21 protein-coding genes and 1 pseudogene are annotated in these 20,584 nt (G+C 57.3%); 2 read left to right on the top strand and 20 right to left on the bottom strand.

The annotated features are described in order from the left end of the window. A pseudogene (locus FHJ80_RS11220) lies at nt 1-247 on the bottom strand (electron transfer flavoprotein subunit beta/FixA family protein); the annotation flags it as partial. A gap of 376 nt (nt 248-623) precedes the next feature. On the opposite strand from FHJ80_RS11220, the gene FHJ80_RS11215 reads away from it, so the two are divergent. Further along, on the top strand, nt 624-2,288 hold the full coding sequence (locus FHJ80_RS11215; protein ID WP_139527238.1) for an electron transfer flavoprotein-ubiquinone oxidoreductase: 1,665 nt from the start codon (nt 624-626) through the stop codon (nt 2,286-2,288). A 66-nt stretch (nt 2,289-2,354) separates the two neighbouring features. On the opposite strand, the gene FHJ80_RS11210 is transcribed toward FHJ80_RS11215, so the two are convergent. The 18 genes from FHJ80_RS11210 to FHJ80_RS11125 all read right to left on the bottom strand — a co-directional run bounded on the left by FHJ80_RS11210 (nt 2,355) and on the right by FHJ80_RS11125 (nt 18,703). Continuing rightward, nucleotides 2,355-3,779, bottom strand: coding sequence for a diguanylate cyclase domain-containing protein (locus FHJ80_RS11210; RefSeq protein ID WP_139527237.1), 1,425 nt, complete (start codon nt 3,777-3,779; stop codon nt 2,355-2,357). Nucleotides 3,780-3,855: 76 nt separating this feature from the next. Beyond that, nucleotides 3,856-4,281: a phosphate ABC transporter substrate-binding protein gene (locus FHJ80_RS11205; protein WP_139527236.1), complete on the bottom strand. Its 426-nt coding sequence runs from the start codon at nt 4,279-4,281 to the stop codon at nt 3,856-3,858. 11 nt (nt 4,282-4,292) lie between these two features. Continuing rightward, nucleotides 4,293-5,522 carry a porin gene (locus FHJ80_RS11200; RefSeq protein ID WP_139527235.1) on the bottom strand — a complete coding sequence of 410 codons (1,230 nt, stop codon included), beginning with the start codon at nt 5,520-5,522 and terminating at the stop codon, nt 4,293-4,295. A 137-nt stretch (nt 5,523-5,659) separates the two neighbouring features. Next, nucleotides 5,660-7,858: an ATP-dependent helicase gene (locus FHJ80_RS11195; RefSeq protein ID WP_139527234.1), complete on the bottom strand. Its 2,199-nt coding sequence runs from the start codon at nt 7,856-7,858 to the stop codon at nt 5,660-5,662. Further along, nucleotides 7,855-8,415 carry a DUF1285 domain-containing protein gene (locus tag FHJ80_RS11190; protein ID WP_139527233.1) on the bottom strand — a complete coding sequence of 187 codons (561 nt, stop codon included), beginning with the start codon at nt 8,413-8,415 and terminating at the stop codon, nt 7,855-7,857. Before FHJ80_RS11190 ends, FHJ80_RS11195 begins: the two co-directional genes overlap by 4 nt. Nucleotides 8,416-8,441: 26 nt before the next feature. Continuing rightward, the gene (locus tag FHJ80_RS11185; RefSeq protein WP_139527232.1) at nt 8,442-9,275 is read right to left on the bottom strand and encodes a TatD family hydrolase; all 834 of its coding nucleotides are present in this window, start codon (nt 9,273-9,275) and stop codon (nt 8,442-8,444) included. Between the two features lie 35 nt (nt 9,276-9,310). Then, nucleotides 9,311-9,646, bottom strand: a complete 336-nt coding sequence (locus FHJ80_RS11180; RefSeq protein WP_139527231.1) for a PilZ domain-containing protein — start codon at nt 9,644-9,646, stop codon at nt 9,311-9,313. Between the two features lie 23 nt (nt 9,647-9,669). Beyond that, on the bottom strand, nt 9,670-10,653 hold the full coding sequence (locus tag FHJ80_RS11175; protein ID WP_139527230.1) for a DNA polymerase III subunit delta': 984 nt from the start codon (nt 10,651-10,653) through the stop codon (nt 9,670-9,672). Beyond that, on the bottom strand, nt 10,644-11,297 hold the full coding sequence (gene tmk, locus FHJ80_RS11170) for a dTMP kinase (RefSeq protein ID WP_139527229.1): 654 nt from the start codon (nt 11,295-11,297) through the stop codon (nt 10,644-10,646). The genes FHJ80_RS11175 and tmk overlap by 10 nt, the downstream gene beginning before the upstream one ends. 48 nt (nt 11,298-11,345) lie before the next feature. Beyond that, on the bottom strand, nt 11,346-12,350 hold the full coding sequence (mltG, locus tag FHJ80_RS11165) for an endolytic transglycosylase MltG (RefSeq protein WP_139527228.1): 1,005 nt from the start codon (nt 12,348-12,350) through the stop codon (nt 11,346-11,348). A gap of 30 nt (nt 12,351-12,380) precedes the next feature. Continuing rightward, the gene (pabC, locus tag FHJ80_RS11160; RefSeq protein ID WP_139527227.1) at nt 12,381-13,190 is read right to left on the bottom strand and encodes an aminodeoxychorismate lyase; all 810 of its coding nucleotides are present in this window, start codon (nt 13,188-13,190) and stop codon (nt 12,381-12,383) included. A 6-nt stretch (nt 13,191-13,196) separates the two neighbouring features. After that, nucleotides 13,197-14,435, bottom strand: coding sequence for a beta-ketoacyl-ACP synthase II (gene fabF / locus FHJ80_RS11155; RefSeq protein ID WP_139527226.1), 1,239 nt, complete (start codon nt 14,433-14,435; stop codon nt 13,197-13,199). Between the two features lie 194 nt (nt 14,436-14,629). Then, nucleotides 14,630-14,863: an acyl carrier protein gene (gene acpP, locus FHJ80_RS11150; RefSeq protein WP_008956801.1), complete on the bottom strand. Its 234-nt coding sequence runs from the start codon at nt 14,861-14,863 to the stop codon at nt 14,630-14,632. Nucleotides 14,864-14,987: 124 nt separating this feature from the next. Continuing rightward, nucleotides 14,988-15,731, bottom strand: coding sequence for a 3-oxoacyl-ACP reductase FabG (gene fabG, locus FHJ80_RS11145; protein WP_139527225.1), 744 nt, complete (start codon nt 15,729-15,731; stop codon nt 14,988-14,990). Nucleotides 15,732-15,783: 52 nt separating this feature from the next. Then, entirely contained in the window at nt 15,784-16,743 is a 960-nt protein-coding gene (gene fabD / locus FHJ80_RS11140) for an ACP S-malonyltransferase (protein WP_139527224.1), read from the bottom strand. A gap of 151 nt (nt 16,744-16,894) precedes the next feature. Further along, nucleotides 16,895-17,908: a phosphate acyltransferase PlsX gene (gene plsX / locus FHJ80_RS11135; protein ID WP_139527223.1), complete on the bottom strand. Its 1,014-nt coding sequence runs from the start codon at nt 17,906-17,908 to the stop codon at nt 16,895-16,897. 39 nt (nt 17,909-17,947) lie between these two features. Continuing rightward, nucleotides 17,948-18,118 (bottom strand): 50S ribosomal protein L32, encoded by a 171-nt coding sequence (gene rpmF / locus FHJ80_RS11130; protein WP_009099300.1) that lies wholly within the window; start codon nt 18,116-18,118, stop codon nt 17,948-17,950. A 36-nt stretch (nt 18,119-18,154) separates the two neighbouring features. Further along, complete coding sequence (locus tag FHJ80_RS11125; protein WP_139527222.1) at nt 18,155-18,703, bottom strand: YceD family protein; 549 nt, start codon at nt 18,701-18,703, stop codon at nt 18,155-18,157. Nucleotides 18,704-18,871: 168 nt separating this feature from the next. Here FHJ80_RS11125 and FHJ80_RS11120 point away from each other — a divergent pair, with 168 nt between their 5' ends. Next, nucleotides 18,872-19,501, top strand: a complete 630-nt coding sequence (locus FHJ80_RS11120) for a nucleoside triphosphate pyrophosphatase (RefSeq protein ID WP_139527262.1) — start codon at nt 18,872-18,874, stop codon at nt 19,499-19,501. Here the strand turns inward: FHJ80_RS11120 and sppA are convergent. Then, on the bottom strand, nt 19,467-20,582 hold the full coding sequence (sppA, locus tag FHJ80_RS11115; protein ID WP_139527221.1) for a signal peptide peptidase SppA: 1,116 nt from the start codon (nt 20,580-20,582) through the stop codon (nt 19,467-19,469). The genes FHJ80_RS11120 and sppA overlap by 35 nt on opposite strands. Between the last annotated feature and the right edge of the window lie 2 nt (nt 20,583-20,584).

Raw genomic sequence — 20,584 nt, 5'->3', positions numbered from 1 at the left:
CGCGGTCGGCCCCTAGCGCCAGCGCGGTGCGCAGCTGCTCTTGGGCGGCCTTGGGGCCGACCGTGACGGCCACGACGTCGGTGGCCACGCCCTTCTCTTTCAGGCGCACCGCCTCTTCCACGGCAATTTCGCAGAAGGGGTTCATGGCCATTTTGACATTGGTAAGGTCAACATCGGAGTGGTCCGCTTTGACGCGGATTTTGACGTTGTAGTCGATGACGCGTTTCACCGCGACGAGTACTTTCATAGGTTCCTCGCTTGGCTCGTAATAGAGGCCGTTAACCCGAACAGGCGCCGCCACTAACGGGGCAACGCTAAAAAATTCATGCAAGCGTTTGATAGGTTGGTAAATGAAAAACCCTATCAATTTGCCACAGCCTACCCACCATCAACAACTCTCTCTGCGTGCGGCCTTGGTCGTAGCCCATGGGAGTCGCTTGCCTAATCAGTATGGATAAAGTGCGCATTTGCCATCGTAGGGGTGACCTGACACGGGTATTATGCCTATCATGGGAGATAACCAGAAGCAAACGACCGTTTTAAATTAAGGCCATCTTTTTATAAGCTAGTGCCTATTCACTAGCCCGACAACGATGGCGCTTATGAGAATAAGGAGAAACCGGGTGGAAAACGTTGAGCGCGATGTAATGGACTTTGACGTTGTCGTCGTCGGCGCAGGCCCATCAGGCCTTGCCGCCGCTTGCCGCTTGATGCAACAAGCAAACGAAGCCGAGCAGGAACTCACCGTCTGTGTCGTCGAAAAAGGCTCGGAAGTGGGCGCCCACATTCTATCTGGCGCGGTCTTCGAACCCCGCGCACTGGCAGAGCTGTTTCCTGATTGGGAAGAGCGCGGCGCCCCTCTGACGACGCCCGCCGTTCGCGACGAGGTATATCTGCTCAAAGATGCCGAGAAAGCGCAGAAAATCCCCAATGCGCTCGTTCCCAAAAGCATGTACAACACTGGCGGCGATCTGACGCGCTACGTGATTAGTGCGGGCAACCTGTGCCGCTGGCTTGCGGAACAGGCGGAGTCGCTGGGCGTCGAGATTTTCCCTGGCTTTGCCGCCCAGGAAGTCATCATCGAAGAGGATGTCGTTCGCGGTATTTTGATTGGTGATATGGGCGTGGGTGCCGATGGCACGCCCAAAGATGGCCATATGCCTGGTATGGAGCTGCGCGCTAAGTACACGCTCTTTGCCGAGGGTGCGCGAGGCCACTTGGGCAAGCGACTGATCAACGACTTTTCTCTGAATGAAGGCCGCGATCCGCAGCACTACGGTATTGGCCTGAAAGAGCTGTGGGATGTGCCCGCCGACAAGCACGAACCTGGCCTAGTGGTGCACGGTTCCGGATGGCCGCTAGATAGCAACACCCACGGCGGCTGGTTCCTCTACCATGCAGAGAACCAGCAGGTCGTCGTTGGACTGATCATGGATCTTGGCTACCAAAACCCGTGGCTCTCCCCGTTCGATGAATTCCAACGTATGAAACATCATCCGGAGCTCAGCCAATACCTGGAAGGCGGGAAACGCGTCGCTTACGGCGCACGGGCCATTGCCAAAGGTGGGTTCAACTGCCTGCCGAAAATGACGTTCCCAGGTGGTCTGCTGATTGGCTGCGACGCGGGCACGCTAAACTTTGCCAAAATCAAAGGCCTGCATACCGCCATGAAATCGGGCATGGTGGCTGCCGAGAGCGTCTTCGAGGCCATCAAAGGGGGTGATGAAGGGGGACAAGAGCTCGCCAACTTCACCAGCAAGTGGGAAGCTAGCTGGGCCTACCAGGAGCTAAAAGAGAGTGCGAGCTTCGGACCCGCCATTCATAAATACGGTACGGTGGGTGGCGGTGCCTATAACTTCGTGAATCAACTTCTGGGCAATAAACTACCTAACGTCCATGATACGACGACCGATCATGGGGCGCTGAAGCCGGCCGCTGAGTTCGAGAAAATCGTCTACCCGAAGCCGGATGGCAAGCTATCGTTCGACAAATCCACGTCAGTGTTCTTGTCCAACACGAACCATGAAGAGGATCAGCCTTGCCACCTGCGTCTCGCAGACCCCGACCTACCGATTCGCCATAACCTACCTAAATACGCCGAGCCCGCACAGCGCTACTGTCCGGCGGGCGTCTATGAAGTCGTCGAAGACGATCAAGGCCAGCCGCGTTTCCAGATCAACTTCCAAAACTGCGTGCACTGCAAGACTTGCGATATCAAGGACCCTGCCCAGAACATCACCTGGGTAGCACCAGAAGGTGGCGGCGGACCGAACTATCCCAATATGTAAGTCCACCTCGATTGTTGCTGCCCCTTCAAAGGGGCAGCATACATGCCTCTGGCTACCTTCGCGCTCTTACACCGACCACCGCTCATGAAAATACGCGGTGTTCTTGCCCGCCTGCTTGGCGCGATACATGGCGGCATCAGCACGCTTCATCAACGTTTGCTCGTCGGCCCCATCATGGGGGAATAACGCCACGCCAATACTGACCGAAATCAAACACGTTTGCCCTTGTAAAGCGAAAGGCTCTTGTATAGCGGTCACCAGCTGTTCGGTAATTCGTGTCACAGGCTCTCGCTGGGTGATGTTTCTCAATAAAATAACGAATTCATCGCCCCCCAGCCGAGCAACGACATCATGTTCGCGCACCGAAGCCAGCAGCCTCTTAGCAACCAGCCGTAGCAACTTATCTCCCGCTTCATGGCCTTGGGTATCGTTGACGCTCTTGAAGCGGTCCAAATCCAAGAACAGCAAGGCAAAGCCTTCTTCTGACTCACGATGCTGCCCAATCGCTTGGTCCACCACATAGCTCAGGTAAGCTCGATTAGGTAGCTGGGTCAGGGTATCGTGAAACGCAAGGTGCTCGATATGGCGGGCGTGGCGCAGCCGTTCATCCATCACTCGCTGACGCTCTCGCTGCAACTGATGGCTAAGCCGCGCCAAGAGCCCAAGAAACATCAGGGCGGCGACACTCACAAACAGCGCGCGCAACCAGTAGCGACGCGCCATCGGGTAAGCACTCGCCAACTGCTCCTCCACCGAGATGCCTACCACGATGGACAGAGGAAAACGAAACAGCGGCCGGACCAAGGTCATTCTCTCGACCTCCATCCAATGCGTGAGGAAGGGCGTATCGTCGCTATTCATAATCTCGTCATAGGACGGCAACGCCATGATGGTGCGAGAGGTTAGCTGGGAGCCACTTCGGGCAATACGCGTGACGTTCCCAGCATCCACTAACGCGAGTAACCCGCGCTCCCCCAGTGACCCCGCATCATACCCACTGACGAAGTAGTCAGCACTGACGGTTAACGTCACCCACTCAGGGACGTTACTCTCATTGCTAAGCTTTCTAGCAAATAGCAGCTGTTGGCGCCCCGCCGCCGAAAACGCCTCGACCACTAACTCGGTTACATCTGGCAGCGTGGGAAAAGTGTCGCCCTGTGTGGCTAGCTCCCAAGGGCTCGTGCTCTCTTTTACCCTTCCTTGTCCATCAACGATGCTCACTGAAAAAATCAACCCGGGTGGCAGCAAGTTCCTCTCAGAAAGCGTGGTCAAGATATCTGAACGCTGCTGGGTAGCGACGAAATCGACGAGTTTCAAGGTGGCATCGATCTCTCGCAGCGATCTCAACACCCTAGCTTCGTAGGTATCTGCTATATCGCCGATCGAATGCTCGATTTGACGCCTGATCGCCGCTTGCTCACGACTGACCAAATAGTGGGTACTGCTTACGATGATCAGCACGATCAAAAGGCCGACCGTACCAAAAAGCACCAATGGTTCGGCTAATCGATCGCGCCACGAATGTACCCTATGCTGCGCGTCCAGGCGCAGCGATGGTCCTTTGAGGTTACTCAATCGTCACCACCCGCAACCGATCATCCAAATAACGGGCATCAATGTAGCCAAGGGCGCCGGGGTCGCGAGCGAGCCTCTCTACCACGGCCTGGCTATCGGCAAGCGTTTGAGGCGGCTGGCCTCGACCAGTAAAAATCAACCTCGCCCAATGGGCGCGCAACTGTGCCGGTGTCTTTTCGATGTAGCGACGATAAAACTCGTCTCGCTCACGTGACCGTTCGGATTGGTCGATAGGCGTTATCGCCGCCCCCCCTTGAAGCCGCGTTCGGCTGTCCAAATAAAGGTCTTTCAGCTCTTGACGCTGGATCCGAGTCAGTCCTGTCTCTGCAGATACCACCACGACCAAGTCAGCAACGCCTGCACAGGGAAGCAAGCCGAGCAGTAAACAACAGCATGCTTGAGATAGTCGCTTTGCCATTGTCACGCTCCTTAAAACACAAAGTCGAGCGCGAGGCTAAACAGATTTATATTGCCCCCTGGCTGGAAATTGGGCTGCTGATTGATCAGCCCGCCAGGGGAACCGGAGCGAAAATCGATATGGTCATATTGTGCCGTTAGCGCCATCCCCGGGCGAAAATCCCAACGCAAACCAAGGGTGCTGCTGTCTTGTGATAGCCCAGACGACAGCACGGCATTCAGCGTGCTGTTGAGCACCACGGCCGCCTCAGAAAAGGGAGAGGGATAAAATCCAGGGGTCAGTCCGGGCTCGGATCGATTGCTCAGAACACGGGCACGTCCGAGTGCCGCATAGGGGGTCCATTGGCCAATGCGATAGCCCGCCGTCAAGTGAGCGTTTTCACTACTGCCCAGGAGAGTCGACGAAGAAAACTTGGCCCACTCCCCCTCCACAAACCATGAACCGGGGTCGTAGTTGACGCCAAAGCTCAAAATGCGGATGGGTTTGCCATCGACTTCATAACGCTCGGCCAAGGTCTCTCCCGGAGGCCCAAAAAGCCGGTAAACATCGAAGAACTGGGTCAACTCATCGGCTTGTACACTGAGCTCGCCATAGCTGGCAAAAAGTGTCGTATTGCCACACCGCGTATGCTGAGAAAGGCCCCACGAGTCGGAAGAGTCGATATCTCCTGTCTCATACTCCACGCTACCGCCACCATAGCTCAGACGCACATCGTTGATCGCCTTACCCAAATAGTAGCGATAGCGAAGATCGACTCCATCGAAATTGGCGACGGGAACGAGACGATAAATCTCAGCAGGCGGTCTGATCCAAGGGGTAGCAAAACTCACTTTGCGGTACTCGGAATTCATGAAGCTTCCTTGCACCATGCGACCTACGCGAAAGCTTAACGACGGCGTCGCGTCATACTGAAGATAGGCCCACTCGATATCCGGCGAGTAGGAGCCATCGAAGCGTTTTTCGCTGACCACCTGAACGGTCGCGGAGAGGGAAGACGTCGCGGCAAGCGTCGTTTGAAGCCCCAATCGGCTATCAACTTCAGCACTCCACTCCCCGCTGAAACCCGCACCCGAGGAGGCGAACGGATCGGCCACGAAATCGGCATCAGCAATATCTGAATGCACGACACCTAGCGTGCCGAACCCATTCAGGCTAACGCTGGGCAGTGACGTGTCGGCCGATATAACGCCGCTGTAAACCGCAAGGGAAATGGCGCACGACCTGACAAACTGCCTTAGCATGCCGATTACCTGCTGGGTAAATGGTTAACTGCCAAGCATTTAATCGGCCAGACTAGACTAAGTCAAACGCCATTGAACCAATCGGTCCTGACAACAGTTAAAAGAGCCTCCTTGACAAGCTAAACGGAACGTCAACGCTAGCTTGCGGACTCCATGATCTCGATGGGCGCACGACGGGCAATCAAACGTCGCCGGCCGGCTTGGACAAAGCGAACGTCGATGACGGGGTCGGAGGGGTTGCCTTCGACGGCGGCCACTTCACCTTCGCCAAACACCGCATGTAGCAGCCGTTGACCAGGGTAGAAATGGCTGTGTACACGATAACCAGCCACGGTTTCGTTCACCTGAGGTGCCGCCAGGGCAATATCCTCGCGCCCGATCTTTTTCAAGTAGCGCTCGACCAAGCTTGGTGCATTCACCGCTACCGGGTCACTCGGTGGCTGGGCGTGTGCAAGATGCTCGGCAATGCGCATACCGTCTTGCCAGGCACTTTCAGCAATGAAGCGGCTTGGCTTGTGGACACCGCCATCGTGCAGAACGAGCAACTGCTCTTTGGCACGAGTAATGGCGACGTAAAATAGCCTTCGCTCCTCTTCCAATCGCTCGTCGCTCAGGGGGTTATCGTGACTGTAGTAAGGAAAGTCTTCTTCGTTGACCCCGGCCACCGCCACCAAAGGCCATTCGAGGCCTTTGGCACCGTGCACCGTACTGATCAATACGCCACCCGCCTGATTCTCCACGGGGCGCTCGAGCAGTTCGATGAACGCATCGGGGTCTTGTACACTCTCGGCCTGCTCGATCAGTACATCTAGCAGTCGTACGTCCTCCTCCCCCTTGTCGCGTCTCGCAGCGGCACGCTTCAACGTCTTTTCTGCATCGATAACCTCGACCACGTGACTGAGCAGTTTTGCCGGTGGCCAAGCACTCAGCCTCGGCAACTCACACAGCAATTCCCAGCGTTTTTTGAGGGTGCGCCGCTGAAGCGGTTTCAATGCGGCCAGCACGGGTTCATGGCGCTCCGGCCACTGCTGAGTACTCGCAAGCTGGTAGGCCAGGCGCTGCAAGCGCTCTCTGGCAACGAACGGGGTTGGCTGAGCTAATAACAGCAGCAACTGCTCGGGATCCTGTAACAGCTCTGGGCGCCTGGAGAGCTTCAGATAGCCCGCCAATGCCTGCACCAAAGGCAAGCGAAACACAAAGCGGTCTTCTCGCAACATTCGAAAGGGAATACCCGCCTGAAGCAGTGCGAGCTGGAACGGCACCGACAGTGCCCAACTGCGCACGAGCAGACTGGCATCGCTCAGAGCGCGCCCTTGCGATTGCCAATCGATCAGCGCATCCAGCAAAAAACGGCTGCCTTGACCTGCGTTGATGCGGGTCGCCGGGTTGCGAGCCCCTGCCAAGCAGAGCTGATCAGGCCGTCGGCGGTTGGCCATGATGGCGTGATTAGCCGTGAGCGCCAGCGCGTGCCCATGACGAAAGGTCATTGAGAGCGGATAGTCGGTGGCGTCACCAAACGTCGCGGTAAAGTTTTCCAGCATCGTATCAGGGCGTGCCCCCCGCCACTCGTATATGCACTGGTTGGCATCGCCCACCGCCATAACGCTCGCAGTGGAACCGGCCAGCACGGCGAGCAGTCGTTGCTGAACCGTATTGATGTCCTGATACTCATCGACGATCACGTGATCCAAAAACCCCTCGACGCGCTGGCGAAGTGCGTCATCGGCTTCCAGGGCCTGTACGGGACGGTAGAGCAGATCCGCATAGCTCATCACTCCTTCCGCCTCCAAAAGGCGTTCGGCCTCGGCGAAGGCAGCAGGAAAGTAATCGGTGTCAGGCTCGAACTGAAGCCGCTCGTAGAGGGTCTCGGCAGATAGCATTTCCGCCTTTACCAACCCGCAAAAATGCGCCAGTGCTTCCAGGCGGTCGCCCTCTAGCGCAGCGTCACGGCGCTCCAATTGGTCGGCCAGCACGTTCAAACTAGCCTGACGCAGCAAGCGCTCCATCTGCCACTCGGCAGAGAGTAACCGTCTAGGGGCCAGCGCCCCCCAACGGCACAAGCTTTGCGTCAGACGATGCCCCAGAGAGTGAAACGTGCGCACATCGGGCAGCGGTTGCCCATCTGGGGCCATGGTGGCCAGGCGCCGCTGGAAATCCTCTTTAGCAGAACGATTGAACATCAGCACCAGCATTCGCTTGGGAGCAACGCCGCTCGATAGCAGATGAAGTACTCGAGCGGCCATGGTCGTGGTCTTACCCGCTCCCGCCACGGCGGCAACACGAGCATGCCCTTCGCCATGGTGAACCACTGCTTGCTGTTCGGCCGTTAGCTTCACGGCGCCTCACTTGGCAAGCTATCGCTCCATTGACCAAGTGGATGCCAGCTTCCTGCACTATAGAGTCGGCAAACCGTTTGTCCACTTGCCGCTTCTTCGACGCGGGCTTGCTCCACTAAGCGATAGAACACGTTGCGGTGCAGCCGAGCTGCTAAGCCAAAGCGAATGGCACACTCGGGCGCTAAATCACCTTCAGGTGTCATCGACAGCGATAAGGGATGATCAGCGTCCAGGCGCACCACATCCTCGAACTGGGTGGTCAGCCACCAGGCGTCGTCGCGAAAATCGGCCTCGACGATCACTAATGGACGATCCTCGACGCTGACGCGCCAGCGCTCAGCGGGGGTCACCAGGCAATACCCTTCCGCATCCCGCCGCAAAAGACTGGCAAGCACCTTGGCAATCGCCGGGCGTGCGAAAGGCTTGCCTTCATGCAGCCAAGTGCCATCCGCCTGGATGCGTATGTCGATATCGCCCGTGAGCTCGGGCTGCCAAGTATCGACAGGGGGAATGGTCGCCGAGCCGCCGGATTGCTGAAGTAGCCGATCAATGTTCATTGCCATGCTCCCCAAAAGATAGCGCGTTACACTACCAGCCCAGATCGTGCCAGCGCCTCTTTCACATGGGCAGGCGCATCGGGCACGGCAGCCCGGAAAAGATGGTAGAAGTTCACCGTCGTCTGCATCGCAACTTCATCGACGCTGATGCCTCGTTCACGGGCAATACACTCAGCCACCTCGACGACCCACGCGGGCTCGTTGGGCTTTCCGCGATGGGGAACGGGTGCCAAATAGGGGCTGTCGGTTTCGATGAGCAGCCTATCCAGTGGAAGCTGGCGTGCCAGCGTACGCAGTGACACAGCGTTACGGAAGGTGATAATACCGGAAAGCGAAATGTAAAAACCCAGCCGCACGGCTTCCCGGGCCATCTCCAGATCTTCGGTGAAGCAGTGAATCACCCCCCCTACCTGAGGATTGCTGTGTTCCCGCAGCAGCGCCAACGTATCGTCTTTCGCCTCACGGGTATGGATGATCACCGGTAGCTCTAGTTCGCTTGCGGCCATTAGGTGCCGTTTGAAGCGCTCATGCTGGACGCTTAGCGGTACGCTCTCCTGGTAGTGATAATCCAGCCCGGTCTCGCCAATGGCCACCGCGCCATACTGCTCGGCAGCTTCGACGATCTCGTCCACGCTGGGTTCGTGCGCCGCCTGATACAGCGGGTGCAGACCGGCGGAGATCGCAACGTCAGGGTGCTCTCTGGCAATGGCGGCCAGCCCAGGCAGCTCCTCCAGCGTCGTCGAAATCGCGAGAAACTGGCTAACGTTCGCTTGACGCGCAGCGGCCAGGGTGGCTGCTACGTCGCCACCGTGGGTATGTTCCGATAAACGATCGAGATGGCAGTGAGAGTCGACAAACATGCAAGGCTCTTTGAGTGTATAGAAAAATCGCTGAATTAAAGCGTAAATGAAGGGGGCGCTTTATCGAGCTGGCCCGCCAACAGCGTCTCGATACGGTCGCGAACGGAGTAATCCTGCTGGCTGAAGTGAACGCCGATGCCCGGCATACGCCGACCGCTCACGCCTTCGGGAGATATCCAAATCACCTGTCCTGTCACCGAAAGACGCTCACTCTCCCCTGGCAGGGTCAGCAGCAGCATGACCGACTGCCCCAGGCTGTAGAGTGTTTTCGTCGGTACGAAAATCCCACCTCGGTCCAAAAAGGGCATGTAGGCGGACAACAGCGTTGGTACATCCGGTATCGTCAAAGAGAGCGCTTTTTGGGCAGCCATCACGACCTCGTTACAACCAGTGGTTAGGAGCGTAGCAGCGCAGACCAGCGAACTAGCCACGCTTCCAAAACGAGTTGGGGATTTGGGTTGGCCCCTACGGCGAACAAGCGGCGCTGCTCTCGGGCATAATCCAGCAGCCGGAACCAGTCTTGAACGCGACCGTTTTTTACCGCCTGTCGGTAGAGTGGCACCAAATCAGGATTGTGCAACACACTCTGCTCGCCGGAAAGCCCCAGACGAATCAAGTCCTCAAGCCAAGCGATACCGTACCATAAGATGGCATCGATCGCCTGGCGGTCCAACCTTGCTGCCTCGGATACCGGCTCTGCCCCGCGCACTAACTGCTCGAAACAGTCGTGAATTTGATGCCTCAGGGTACGCTCGTCGGGAGCGGCAAGCTCCACTGCCAAGAGCGGTAAACCACCGGAGACACGCCACCAAAAGTGCGCCTCATCACCTCCCAGATGCTGCGTCAGCCAGCCTTTACATGCCTCGAACGCTACGCTGGCCAGTGGCCACTGCTGACATCGTGAGCGAATGGTCGGCAACGTGCGAGACGGCACGTCCGAGAGCAGGATAAAGAGCGTTTTGTCGCCAGGCTCTTCCAAGCTTTTTAACAGCGCATTGGCCGCGGCAACGTTCATCGCTTCCGCCGGGGAAATGACAATGACGCGATAACCGCCCTGCTGCGCCGTTTGCGACACGAACCGATTCACATCGCGAATAGGGTCGATACGAATTTGACGCTTCCCCTCCTCCGGCGACACCCGCAGCAAGTCAGGGTGATAGCCTGACGCCAGCATGGCACAGCTATGACACTGCCCGCAGGCCTGCTCGCTTGGCGCTGCACACAACGCTCTGGCGATCAGCGCCTCCGCTAACTGCTGTTTGCCGACGCCGTGAGCACCGCTGATCAGCAGCGCATGGGGCAAACGTCCGCTATCGGCCAGACGCACCAACTGCTGCCAGGTCGAGTGGTGCCAGGGCAAGACGCCGGTTACTGCCATTGCGCAACCCGCTCTTCCAGCACACGACCCAGCACCATTTGAACGTCTTGCAGCGGCTGGGCCGCGTCAATGAGAGCAAAACGCTCCGGAGCAGATGCAGCTCTCTCAAGGTAAGCCTGGCGAACGTCCATGAAAAATTCGACACGCTCTTGCTCGAACCGGTCACGCTGCGTATTGAGATCGCGTAAACGCCCCTCTAGCCGCACTCTGGCAGCGTCAGGCGGCATATCGAGCAAAAGCGTCAAATCAGGAGAAAGCCCTTTCTGAACGAATGCTTCTAGCTGAGCAATTCGGTACGTATCGATACCTCGCCCACCGCCCTGATAGGCAAAGGTCGCATCGGTAAAACGGTCACAGACCACCCATGCGCCGCGCGCCAGGGCTGGCAGAATTTTCTCCGCCAAATGCTGTGCACGGGCGGCAAAGACGAGCAACAACTCCGCATCGACACTGAGCGGCTCGTTGGGCGCAGGGTCTAGCAACAGCTCGCGAATGGCCTCCGCGCGCGACGTGCCTCCCGGCTCCCGCGTGCGCACCACATCGATTCCACGCGATGTCAGCCACGCTTCGACGAACGCCACGTTGGTCGACTTACCGACCCCTTCACCGCCTTCCAGCGTGATGAAGCGCCCACGCTTACTCATTGCTGCCCCTTACTCAATTGATACGCCATCTTGGTCGATGGCAGCGATTTAACGATTACGAATATAGCGGTTGACGGCATTATTGTGCTCACGCAGGGTACGTGAAAAATGGTGGGTGCCATCTCCCCGCGACACAAAGTAGAGTGTTTCACCAGGTAGCGGATTCACCGCAGCTTCCAACGAGGCACGCCCTGGCATGGCGATGGGTGTCGGCGGCATACCATCGATCACGTACGTGTTGTAGGGAGTCGCTTCCCTCAGGTCGGCACGGGTAATCCGCCCTTCGTAGCGCTCGCCCATTCCATAAATGACCGTAGGGTCCGTTTGAAGACGCATGCCGCGCTCCATACGCCGCTTGAAAACTCCGGCAATTTCCCGACGCTCTTCCGGCGCTCCGGTTTCGCGTTCGATTAACGAGGCCATGATGAGTGCTTCGTAAGGAGACCCGATAGTGAGATCCTCATCCCGCTCTGCCCAGACCTCTTCCAAAATACGCTCCATCCGCTGCAGGGACTGACGCAAGATATCCACATCGCTCATGCCCAAATGGTAGCGATAGGTATCGGGAAAGAACCAACCTTCTGGATGAGCTCCCTCACGCCCCAAAAGCGTCATGATCGCTTCGTCACTCATGCCAGTCGTGCGATGCTCGAGCTTGGGGGCCGTATCGAGCAACGTGCGCATCTGGCGAAACGTCCAACCTTCCGGTACGGTCAACGAGTATGTCACCACGTTATTGCTGCCCAATAACGCAATGACATCCAGTCCGCTCATCCCGGGCATCAGCCGATACTCTCCCACCCGCAGTTGCGGCACCTGCTCTGGGTCGATACGAGCCAGCAGTTGATACGCCCAGACGTCTTTCAATACGCCTTGAGAAGCCAGGTCACGTACGACTTGATGAAATCCAGCACCCGCAGGCACTTGGTAAAGCGTGGGTTCCTCAACGACAATGGGTGCCGCAAGGCGCTGCTGCCAATAGGCATAGCCACCTAGCACGGCGGCAATCGCCAGCACTACCAATACCGCTAAGACGGCAAATAACCGTTTCACGTTGATACCTCGATCATGTTATGGGGTTGCCTACGATAGAAATGTACCTGGATAACCGAGCAGCCGATGCGCCGCGACTTGCAGCGGATCCGCCTTGAAGCGCGGCCACGCCGCTAGTCGACTGCCGTGGGCGTCGCGTAGCTCACGCACGGGCCAAACCCCTTGAACTGAATTACCGACCCAAAGCCGTTCCACGCTTGACAACGCTGCAGCGGACAAACGGCTTTCGTGGATGAGGCCCTCAGACAGCAAGGCAGCACGCAGGGTGCCCTCTACACCGCAACGATCAATGTAGGGCGTATACAAACGCCCTTCTGACGACCAGAACAGGTTCATACTGGTGGCCTCCACGACATTACTCGCTTGATCGGTCAGCAACCCTTCGGCGATGTCAGGCTCTTGCCACTCCTGACGCGCCAGCACGTTCTCTAGCCGATTGAGATGTTTGATCCCGGCCAGAAGCGGTTGATGCCCCAAACGCAGTTGACACATACGAACGCATACGCCCTCACGCCAGTGCGTTTCGTTTGTCGTAAAGGGCGTACGCCGAGTCATCAGCCGGGGCGCTACCTGGTTAGGAATCGCGTAGCCACGACCACCACTCCCACGGGTCAAAATGAGCTTGAGAACCTCGAGAGCGGCCCTAGGGGGGGCTTGCCACGCCTGAGACAGCTGCCGAGCAGACGGCAATGGAATATTCAAACGTTGGCAGCCCTTTGCCAACCGGGCGTGATGGTACTCCCACAGCACGGGCTGCCCATCACGTAGCAAGACGGTTTCGAATAGACCATCGCCATACGCCAGCCCGCGGTCATCGAAAGGCACCTGGGGCATCGGCATCAAGGCTTATACCTTTTTGAACAACAGCGAGCCGTTCGTGCCACCAAAACCAAACGAGTTCGACAGCGTTACATCGATACGCATGTCACGAGCGGTATGGGGGACGTAGTCGAGATTGCAGCCCTCCTGAGGGTTGTCCAGGTTGATGGTGGGCGGCGCAACCTGATCACGAATGGCCAGAATGCTGAAAACGGCTTCAACGGCGCCAGCAGCTCCCAGCAAGTGACCAATCATCGACTTGGTGGAGCTTACGGCCACGTGCTGAGCCGCATGACCCAACACTTTCTCGATCGCACGGCTCTCCGCCAAATCACCAGCCGCCGTCGACGTACCGTGAGCATTGATATAATGCACGGCCGATGGATCGATGGCGGCATCTTTGATCGCATTACTCATAGAGAGCGCCGCGCCACGGCCGTCCTCTGGAGGTGCCGTCATATGATAGGCATCATCACTCATTCCAAAGCCTGCAAGCTCCGCATAAATGTGGGCTCCACGTGCTTTGGCATGCTCGTACTCTTCTAACACCAACACGCCCGCACCATCCGAGAGCACGAAGCCATCGCGCTCGGCATCCCAAGGACGGCTTGCCGCTTCAGGGTCGTCATTGCGTGTGGAAAGCGCACGCGCCGCCGAGAAACCGCCCAAACCCAGCGGCGTCGTGGCCATTTCCGCACCGCCACAAATCATCACGTCTGCATCGCCGTAGGCGATGGTACGTGCGCTGTAGCCAATATTATGCGTACCGGTGGTGCATGCCGTCGTAATGGCAATATTCGGCCCTTTGAAGCCGTGCTGGATCGCCATGTTGCCCGAGATCATATTGATGATGGACCCCGGCACAAAGAACGGCGACACGCGGCGCGCGCCGCCTTTATTGAGCGCATTGTGGTTATGTTCAATCATTGGCAAGCCGCCGATGCCTGAACCGATAGCCACACCGATGCGCTCGGCGTTCTCGTCGTTACACTCTATGCCTGAATCCTGGATGGCCTGCGCACCGGCCGCCATGCCGTACTGAATGAACAGATCCATCTTGCGTGCATCTTTGGGGTTCAAGTAGGGGCTGATATCGAAATTCTTTACCGAACCACCAAAGCGTGTATTGAAGCCACTGGTATCGAAGTGCTCGATAGGCGCAATGCCACTTTTCCCCGCGACGATATTGGCCCACGACTCGTCTACGCTATTGCCCACTGGGGTCACCAGGCCTAACCCAGTTACCACTACCCTTCTTCGCGCCATCAGCTTTCCTCCAGGCATCCATGGTGACACGACCCATCTGGGTCATTTGCTGCAGAAATTTGGTGACTAGTATAACGGAGTTTGAACGTTATATTCATTGAGAGCGTAAAGCAAAAAAGCCGTCCCCTATCAGGACGGCTTTTTTAATACGGGCGGGAGACACCCCACCCTGGCTCTTCGCGATGATCGCGCCCTTACTGGTGGGCGTTTACGTAGTCGATCGCTTCTTGAACCGTGGTGATTTTTTCGGCTTCTTCGTCAGGAATTTCAGTATCGAATTCCTCTTCCAATGCCATCACCAGTTCAACGGTGTCCAGAGAGTCGGCACCCAGGTCTTCAGTGAAAGAAGAGCTGTTCTGGATGTCTTCTTCTTTAACGTTCAGGCGCTCTGCCACTACTTTTTTTACGCGCTCTTCAATAGTACTCATCAACGTACTCCAGTCGTTCACATTAGCCGTTATAGATAACCAGCTATTTGGAAACCGCAAGCCAAAAGCTGCGGGGTAGTTTATAGACGCCCTTAGGTTGACGCAACCGCCAAACCCAAGGCCATCAACGCATATTCATACCGCCATTCACGTGCAGCGTTTCACCAGTGATATACCCTGCAGCGTCACTCGTCAAAAAGCCAACGGCAGCAGCAATCTCTTCTGGCCCGCCCAGACGTGCCAAAGGAATCTGTTTCAGCAACATGTCGTGCTGTGCTTCGGGCAGCGATTCAGTCATATCAGTGGCGATAAAACCCGGCGCAACGGCATTGACCGTGATGGCACGTGACGCCACCTCGCGCGCAAGTGCACGACTAAAGCCCTCCATGCCAGCCTTGGCCGCTGCATAGTTCGCTTGACCCAAGTTACCCATGGTCGCGACGACCGAACTGATCGATACGATTCGACCAAAGCGCGCCTTGGTCATGCCACGCAGGCAAGCCTTGCTCACACGGTAGACGGATTTGAGGTTGGTATCCATCACGGAATCCCACTCCTCCTCTTTCATCCGCATGAGGAGGTTATCACGGGTAATCCCTGCATTGTTAACCAAAATCGTGGGAGCCCCAAAACGCTCACCGATCGTCTTTAACACCTCATCGATGCTCGCCTGATCGGTGACGTTCAGGCACATGCCTGCGCCTTCAATGCCATTGGCTTTCAAATCGGCATCGATTTTCTCAGCACCAGCGTCGCTAGTGGCCGTACCGATGACGATACGGCCCTGACGACCAAGCTCGTGAGCAATGGCACGACCAATGCCGCGACTTGCTCCCGTTACTAGGGCGACACGTTTCTCTTGCGTCATAACACGTTTCCTTCCACTGAACTAAGCAAGGGTAGCTGATATTCGCCGTTTATCACGCATTACCCGCCAATGTTTCGCGCGCAAGCTCGAGCGCTGCGTCCAAACTGTCGGGGTCGTTGACCGCCAATCCCTTGGCACCACGCACGATACGCTTGTTGAGGCCGGTCAGCACCTTGCCCGGGCCACATTCGATGAAGACATTAGCACCTTGCTCTGCCATGGCTTCAACGCAAGAGGACCATCGCACAGGTTGATAGAGCTGCTCGATCAAGCGCGTACGAAGCGTGTCGACATCCGCATGGGCTTGGGCGTCGACGTTTTGGATGACGGTGTAGCGAGGCGTGCGTAGCTCGATCGATTGCATCGCATTGGCCAAACGCTCGGCAGCGGGGCGCATCAACGCACAGTGGGACGGTACAGAAACGGGCAAAGCCAGTGCACGCTTGGCACCGGCCTCTTGGCAGGCCGTAATGGCACGCTCAACCGCCGCTTTACTGCCAGCGATGACCACCTGCCCAGGAGAGTTATAATTCACGGCCGATACGACGTCACCCTGGGCGGCGCTAGCGCAGGCGGCTTCAACAACGGCATCGTCAAGACCAAGTATCGCAGCCATGCCGCCTTCGCCAGCGGGAACGGCCTCCTGCATGGCTTCACCACGTAGACGAACGAGCTGCACACCTTCGGCAAAGCCCATCACGCCCGCGCAGACCATCGCACTGTACTCGCCAAGGCTATGACCTGCCATTACGCTAGGGCGAGGGCCTTCCAGCTCCTGCCAAACTCGCCAGATAGCCACGCTGGATGTGAGCAGCGCTGGCTGGGTGCAAGCCGTTGCATTCAGTGCATCTTCGGGGCCTTCCTGGACGACCTTCCATAGGTCATAGCCCAGCGCATCGGACGCTTCCTCAAATGTCGTTCCCACCACACTATAGCGCTCGGCCAGCTCCCGCAGCATTCCAAGCTGCTGAGAGCCTTGCCCGGGAAAAATGAGGGCAAGGGGTTGAGACATGTCGTTCACCTTTGCTCTTGTAGGCATTTGCTCAGTTGAGCGATAGGCGTAGTCATCGGTAACGCTGACGCGCAGCGAACGGCATCTCCAATGGCCACCGATAACCCGCAAAAATCGTACGACGTTTTGTGGCGTCTTGCTTGCCTTCGGTTCAAGACCAGCGACTGGCAAGCTGGGTTGGCAGATCGCGTTCTACTTCTTGCAAGGCTCGCTGAATAGCGTAGTAGAACCCATCTGCACCGGCACTCCCATGGCTCTTCACCACAATCCGTTTTAGCCCAAGTAGGCTTGCGCCGTTATAACGTACGGGGTCAAGCTCCTGCTTGAGCCGTTTCAGCACAGGTTTGGCCAGTACACTTGCCAAACGTCCACATAGGCGTGATTCAAACGCCCACTGCACACGCTCAACCAACATACGAGTCAAACCTTCGCTCGCCTTCAACGTCACGTTACCGACAAAGCCATCGCACACCATGACATCGATCTCGCCTTGAAAGATGTCGCCACCTTCCGCATAGCCTAGATATACAAATGGCAGTGAGGATGCACACTCCCGAAGCAAGTGATCCGTCTCCCGCACGGTCACACTGCCTTTTGTGGCCTCTGCCCCAACGTTCAATAACGCAACGCGAGGACGGTCGATCCCATCTATGCAGTGCGCCATAGCAGCCCCTAATACGGCAAAATCAACGAGCCGTGAGGAGGGGGAATCTACATTTGCCCCCAAATCCAGCAGGTAGCAACGTCGACCGCCCCGTGAGGGTATGGCAGTACTGATAGCGGGCCGGGAGAACCCAGAGATCATGCCAAGCTCACGCCGCGACAGCGCGACTAACGCCGCGGTATTGCCAGCACTGAGCCCGGCATGGGCGCCACCTTCTGCTACATAGCGCAGCATGCGCGCCATGCTCGTCTCGTGCCCACGCCGCAACGCCCAGGCAGCCGATGCGCTGGGCGGCACTGCATCAGAAACATCGCAGGCGACTAAACGTGACGCTGCCGCAGCCAAAGGCTGCGGCAAGCGCGAAAGTTCAGCGATGATACGCTGACGCGGGCCGAACAGGGTGAGTTCAATGTCAGGTCGCTCGATGACCGCCTTTGCAGAGCCTTCGATAATGGCACGAGGGCCTTGGTCACCCCCCATGACATCGATCGCTAGGCGCATTGCACCCACGCTGTTATGCCACTCGTAAAGTGTTAAGGCTTAAACCTCAACCACCTTACGGCCGCGATAGAAACCATCAGGAGAAACATGGTGACGCAGATGAGTGGTGCCCGTTTCTTTGTCTTGTGACAGAGTCGGTGCGCTCAGCGCATCGTGACTACGACGCATGCCGCGCTTGGAACGAGTTTTACGGTTCTGTTGAACTGCCATGAGTGTTTACTCCAAGGTATGTAGGGTAAGTGATGCTTACTTTTTGCCTTTCAAAGCGCCACTGCTTTTCAAAGCATTGAGCACCGCGAAAGGATTCTTGGCTGAAGCGGACTCGTCCGCCGCGCCTTCGGTCTTGCTGACCAGCTGCTCCGCCGAGACATGGCATTCGGTCTCATCGTGGTAGACCACCTGGGGAAGGCTGAGAATGAGCTCATCCTCGACCACCGTCAGCAGGTCCAGCTGTTCGTTTTCCACCAGCACCGGCTCATGACTGGCAGGCAGCTCGGCGGCCAAGGCTTCGTCGGTAATCATCCCAAGCAGGAAGTCACTGGAAACGTCTTGGCTAAGCGGCACCATACAGCGACGACAAGGCAGTGCCAGCGTCGCTTGCAAATGGCCACGAATTTCGCGGCGACCTTGGGCATCGACACCAAACTCGAGTACGACATGACAGTCGCCCGTTTGGTCGCCTGCTTCTTCAGCAAGGCGGGGCAGCTTATTCAGCGCCACTAAGCCTTCGAGTCGTTCGCGGCGGGCTGCAAGCTTATAAGGCTCAACCCGGCTGGGGAGTTGTGAGGTCAACATAGGCGCGCAATGATAGGCACTCGCCCCCCTGGTGTCAAAGCTCATAGCATAATTCTTATCGATAGCTCGGTGAAAACGGGGCTATTAGGCATGTCGCCGCGCTTTCGCTACACTCAATGCCCGTGCTGATGGCGCCATCCCAGTCAAAAGGAGACGACAGTGCCGCAAATGCAAAACGCCCCCCTCGTCCTTGCGTCTAGCTCTCGCTTTCGCCAAGCGCTGCTAGACCGTCTGCAGCTACCTTACCAATGTCACTCCCCTGACATCGACGAGACGCCCCTCAATAACGAATCCCCGCAGGCACTCGTTCACCGCCTTGCGCTGAGCAAAGCCAACGCGGTGGCCGAGCGTTTCCCCCACCACTGTATCATTGGCTCTGATCAAATTGCCCTGTTCGAAGGTGACATTCTCGGCAAACCACACACATCGGAGCGCGCACGTGCCAATCTAGCGCGTTTTTCGGGCCGTAAGGTCACGTTCTTGACGGGACTCGCTCTGGTCGACACGCGACATCAGCGCCACCACGTGCATATCGAGCCGTTCGAGGTGGTATTCCGCACCTTGAGCGAACAGGAAATAGAACGTTACGTTGCCCTTGAGCAACCCCTCGATAGCGCCGGAAGCTTTCGCATGGAGGGGTTGGGAATCACACTATTCGAGCGTCTGGAGGGCCGTGACCCCAACGCATTGATCGGACTGCCCCTCATCGCCCTTTGCGACATGCTTCGCCACGTGGGCATGAACCCCTTGGCGACGTCTGACGCTACTGGGCCTGAAACTTTATCGGCGCATGACTAGTGTGCACACCCAGCACCTCGGCAGCCGCTTGAGTAAATCGGCGCGTTAGCCGCTCGAAGGGATCTAAACGAGGCGTGTAGTTCTCCCAGGACGCCTCGCCCACCTGTGCACGGGCAACCTGCTCTAGACTCGCCAACTCATCGACCAACCCTAAGCCAAGCGCCTGCTCGCCGCTCCAGACTAGCCCGGAAAAAATATCCGGGTTATCGCTCAAACGCTCTCCGCGCCCCGCTCGCACATCACCAATGAATTGCTCATGCGTTTGGGTGAGCACGCTTTGCCAAAAGCGCGCCACGTCCTCGTCCAACGGCTGAAAGGGGTCTAGAAACGCCTTGTTCTCACCCGCCGTCATGACTCGGCGCTCGACTCCCAGCTCGGCAATGGCTTCTTGAAAGCCAAATCCCGCATAAATCACGCCAATCGATCCCACCAAGCTGGCCGGAGACGCAACGATCTCGTCTGCCGCCGACGCAACGTAGTAAGCACCGCTGGCACCCATATCTTCGATCACTGCAATGATCGGCTTATCGCCCTGCTCGCGCAGGCGCATGATTTCGGTATAAATACGTTGAGACTGGACAGGACTTCCTCCCGGGCTGTCGATGTGCAGCACCACGGCGGCAACACCGGCATTGTCCCAGGCTCGATTCAAACCTTGGATGATGCGCTCCGCATTGGCAGGCGCATCGCTGGCAATCACTCCGTGCACTTCTATCAACGCCAAGTGTTGCTGCGCGGGCACTGCAGCGGTAGGTTCTGCCAAAAATAACCGATAGAGCGTCGTCGTCAGCGAGATGAGCACCAGCGCGAGTAACATCAACCTAAAGAATAGCTTCCAGCGGCGGCTTCTACGCTGCTCGGTCAGCACACCACCGATCCAACGATCCATCATCTCAAGCTGAGCTAGCCGCTGACGCTCTCTTAGGGTCTCTGCATCGTCCTCTTGGTTACCTGTCTGCGCTGCCCGCTTTTGCTGCGCAGGCACTTCAGGTCCTTGCGTCCAGCGATCATGCTCACTCGATGGATCACGGCTGCTGGGTGCCTCTCCATGGCGCTCGTCACGCCGCTGATCATCACTCATCG

Origin of the sequence: Halomonas sp. BL6 (genome assembly GCF_006228115.1) — a bacterium.
In the GTDB taxonomy this organism is placed as follows: Bacteria; Pseudomonadota; Gammaproteobacteria; order Pseudomonadales; family Halomonadaceae; genus Vreelandella; species Vreelandella piezotolerans.
This window is presented reverse-complemented; position numbering and strand designations above follow the sequence as displayed.